The organism is Staphylococcus simulans (genome assembly GCF_003043455.1).
GTDB classification, from domain to species: Bacteria; Bacillota; Bacilli; order Staphylococcales; family Staphylococcaceae; genus Staphylococcus; species Staphylococcus simulans_A.
The window spans coordinates 1-3,281 of the sequence record NZ_PZGG01000111.1; the positions used below are offsets into that span (position 1 = coordinate 1).

3 protein-coding genes are annotated in these 3,281 nt (G+C 31.2%); 2 read left to right on the top strand and 1 reads right to left on the bottom strand.

Annotation, left to right across the window (positions count from 1 at the left end; genetic code table 11):
• Nucleotides 1-90: 90 nt before the first annotated feature.
• Complete coding sequence (locus BU038_RS12045) at nucleotides 91-564, top strand: hypothetical protein (protein WP_107606217.1); 474 nt, start codon at nucleotides 91-93, stop codon at nucleotides 562-564.
• Between the two features lie 14 nt (nucleotides 565-578).
• Nucleotides 579-926: a hypothetical protein gene (locus BU038_RS12050; protein ID WP_107606218.1), complete on the top strand. Its 348-nt coding sequence runs from the start codon at nucleotides 579-581 to the stop codon at nucleotides 924-926.
• A 188-nt stretch (nucleotides 927-1,114) separates the two neighbouring features.
• Here the strand turns inward: BU038_RS12050 and BU038_RS12055 are convergent, their stop codons facing one another.
• Nucleotides 1,115-3,064 carry an AAA family ATPase gene (locus tag BU038_RS12055; RefSeq protein WP_107606219.1) on the bottom strand — a complete coding sequence of 650 codons (1,950 nt, stop codon included), beginning with the start codon at nucleotides 3,062-3,064 and terminating at the stop codon, nucleotides 1,115-1,117.
• Nucleotides 3,065-3,281: the final 217 nt, after the last annotated feature.

Consider the following 3,281-nt stretch of genomic DNA (forward strand, 5'->3'; position numbering starts at 1 on the left):
CATAAGTCCTTAAATGAAAATTATATGGACTAATAAGTCCTTTTAAGCTAAAATAATTCTTAAATAATCATCATAATCGAGGTGTAGTAAATGCGCGAAAAAAAGTATGCTAAAAATCATCATAGAGGCAGTTATTCACCTAGCATTAATTTCGGTTCCTTTTTTTCTTCAATTAAAAATCATTTAGGTCCTAATTTTAGAAGAAGGTACAATATACGCAGATTCTTTGGCTGCCTTTGTACCTTTTATATTATCAGTTCAATCATACCTTATATTAATCGTGTTGATAATTACGGCGGTTATACATTTATAGCGATTATTTGGACGTTTTTTTCTTGGATCTTTTGGCATTATTCTTTTTGGAAGTTCCGAGGCGGTATTATCGATACCATTTCAAGAAACATCATTTACTTCGGCTCTATCTGGAGTATAATCTGGAAACTTACTGTCCAAAATATTTTAATTGTCATTTGGATAGCCTTTATTGCTCCAATTTCTGGATTTTTCACTTGGCGAAGAGCAGTAAAAGATAATCTCGTTTTGCATGAAGGCGAAAATATTTAAAGTGAGTGATTCCATTGAAAGTTAAAACATTTTTATTAATCATGATGTGTACGGTTACTATATTGTTATCTGGTTGTGGCGCAAATAAATTAGATGGCGATTATACCGGAAAAGTAAACTTCCTCTTTATAGAATCTAAAGTCACACTACATTTTGAGGGTAATAAAGTAATTCAGAAAGATAAAAATGGCCAAGATATTGAAGGAACCTATGAGATATCAGACAACCAACTCAAAATGAAATTAGGTGACTACAAAATTAATGCAGAGTTATCTAAAGATAAAAATTCATTTACTATCACCTCTGCTGAGGGAGCAGTCGCTCTCGCGAAAGGTACAGAGTTTAAAAAAGAAGATAAATAGATTCAATGTATTACAACCAAAGATTTAAAAAGCGTGTCGACATACTTTAAAGAGTAATCGACACGCTTTTTCATTACTAAAAGAAAAGTGGTTTAAAGTCATAACGCACTAAACTTCTCATTTTGAATTTAAAACCACATTCTCTATAGACAATAAATATATAATTATTTACTGCAATATGACTGCTATTATTGAAGATCCATTAAACCACCTTTTATTCTGCATGCATTTAAATCTTCAGAAGTAATCAAAGTTATATCTGCATTAGGATCTTTGGAAACTCTCACAGCGAGTTTGCGTTTAAGTTTATCATTTAAATTGCGGATCCATCGACCATTACTATGATCATCAGACAAAGGGAAATTATTTTTTATTAAATCAGCATATGCTTCTTTATCAACAGTATAGTCTTCGCCATTCAATCCTAATAAACCGATTTGTACTAATTCATCAACAGTATAGTCTTCAAATTGGAATGCATTTGGAATACGACTTTTCAGACCTTCGTTCATTTCTAAAAATCTTTCCATATCAGCATTATATCCTGCAAAGATAATCACTATGTCACTACGATGATCTTCCATAAATTTTAATATCTCATCAATAGCCTCTCGACCAAAATCCTTTTCGCCACCTTTTGCTAAAGTATATGCTTCATCAATAAAGAGCACCCCACCTAATGCTTTTTCTAATACCTCTCTAGTTTGTTTTGCTGTATGACCAATATAGCCAGCTACTAAATCAGAACGAGACACTTCTATGAAATTATCTGAAGAAATAATTCCTTTTTCATACAACAATTCACCAACAATACGTGCGACTGTTGTCTTACCAGTACCTGGATTTCCTAAATATAAAGCATGCAAAGTAGATGACGAACTCTTTAAACCTTTAGCTTGACGCTTTTTGTTCATTTCTGCCACAGCAATATATTCATCTACTTCATCTTTAACACTTTGAATACCAATCAATTGATGTAAACGTTGATATGCTGGAATTTTTCCGAAATAATCTATGTCTTCTAATGTTTGTGTGACTATATATTGATTATTCTCATCATATACAAACTGATTAGTCTCGTTGTTATATTTTAACTGCTTGATTGTCGGCACATTAAACTCAACGTTTCTTTCTAATCTAATATTCGGCGTAGTTAAACGACCAAAGTATAATCCATTCAGATTAATAACCGAATTTTGATTAGCATAGAAATTTATTTGACCGTTATCACGTCCACCAATAATAATTTTTTGTCCATTAATTTGTGATTTTGAGAAACATTGTACACTTTCTTCTACCCCAATACTAGCTACATTTAAATTAGAATTATCCAACCTAATCGAATCATACCAACCACTATCTAATTTGCCAGTTGAATTTTCTAAATATAAAGCAGCCGAGTAACCAGGTTGAACCACTCTACATTTATTACAAACAATCTCAGAATCTTGTACTTTTACAGATGGATAATTTGATTCTTCTGTTATTTTCGCACCGTTAAAAGTTGTGTTCGTTAAATTTGCTGAACTATTGTTCAATATATACATTGCATTCAATTCATGATACTCAACTGTACTGTCTTCACAAGTTAGTTCGGTATGATTCAAATGCAATAGAGCATTAATTTGACTATTTAAAATTTTTAATTTTGAATTTCCACAATATACACGATGATTACCATCTAAAATCTTGCTTGGCTTAACATTACAATAAGATAAGGTGACACTCGAGTTCTCTTCAATACAGATGATGGGATAATTTTTACCTACTTCAGCAACATTTTCAAAATATACATTATGACATATAACCGTTGATTTTTCTTTGACATTTAGGGAATTATACTTTTCTTTATTAGTTTGTAACGCAATATCTTTTAATGTAACCGTTGCACCGTTTCTTACAATGATTCTTTGTAAGACATTTGTGTATAATCTTTTACCATTTTCTTGTAATTCTAAACTTCCAGAAATGGTAATACTTTTATTAATTTCTAAAGGATCTTCAGTGGGACAGAAACCTTGTTCAAATTCAATTTCGTCTCCATCTTCAATTTGTTCAAGTGCTTGTTGAAGATCCCAATTTTCTCTTTTCCCCAAAAATGTTGTTCTTGGTTCACCTACGTTGTAACATAAACCCATATTATCGTCATTCTCCTCTCAAACTCAAATGTATAATTTCAATATTTTAAACTGGCATCAATACTTGTATATAGAGGATTTTTATCATTTCTCTTATGTAAACATTCAAACAAAGAGAAGAATGTATATTCATAAAACATTGGAATTTAAAAGTGCACAGTAAATATAGTTACTTAGCTAAATCGCACTGTCTTTGCTTTGTCTAATCACTCTAACT

Bases quoted from the DNA above. Each gene is read 5' to 3' on its own strand.
- BU038_RS12045 (WP_107606217.1), top strand. From the start codon at position 91: ATGCGCGAAAAAAAGTATGCTAAAAATCATCATAGAGGCAGTTATTCA.
- BU038_RS12055 (WP_107606219.1), bottom strand. From the start codon at position 3,064: ATGGGTTTATGTTACAACGTAGGTGAACCAAGAACAACATTTTTGGGG.